Raw genomic sequence first — 720 nt, 5'->3', positions numbered from 1 at the left:
CTTGTAAGTTTTCGTATGCGATTTTATTTAATGTTATTGTCATATAACCACCTCTTCTATTTATATTATGACAGGACGCGTGGGGTGGGTCAATGTGGATGCTTGATAGAGAATGCCAGCAAGATGCGTTTCGCCCTTTTTCAGGGGGAGGTACTTGTCAGATGCTGATGGTTTGGCTAAAATATTGGGAAAGAAGGGGTGTTGTGGATGGAACTTGAAAGTGTTGCGGTATATTTGGGATCGGCTGCTGGGGATGATCCGGTGTATGAAGAGATGGCGACAAGGGTCGGCGAAGTGATTGCTAAATCAGGGCGGACTTTGGTTTATGGCGGGTCAAATGTGGGTTGTATGGCTGCTGTAGCGAACGGGGCTTTGGCTTTTGGCGGTGATGTGATGGGGGTTGTGCCACAGAAGTTGGCGGATAACAATATTCAACATCCTGATCTGACTAAATTATTTGTTGTCCAAGGGATGCACGAACGGAAGGCACAGATGATTGATTTGTCTGACGGGTTTATTGCCTTGCCGGGTGGTCCAGGGACCATGGAAGAGTTGTTTGAAGTGATTTCCTGGAAGCAAGTTGGTTACCACGATAAACCAATCGGGATTTTGAATGTGAATAACTACTATGACGGCTTGTTAGACTTTTTGGATTTCCAAGTCGATCATGGGTTTATGCATCAACAATACCGGGATATGTTGTTGGTTGAAACTAATCCA

1 protein-coding gene is annotated in these 720 nt (G+C 45.0%); it reads left to right on the top strand.

Annotation, left to right across the window (positions count from 1 at the left end):
• Positions 1 to 207: 207 nt before the first annotated feature.
• Positions 208 to 720: TIGR00730 family Rossman fold protein (locus tag ACRCJ0_RS17510; protein ID WP_431391430.1), on the top strand; the 513-nt coding region annotated here is incomplete at its 3' end.

The organism is Aerococcus sp. L_32, from assembly GCF_050689315.1.
Note: the sequence above shows the minus strand (reverse complement) of the source record. Positions and strands in the feature narration are given on the sequence as shown.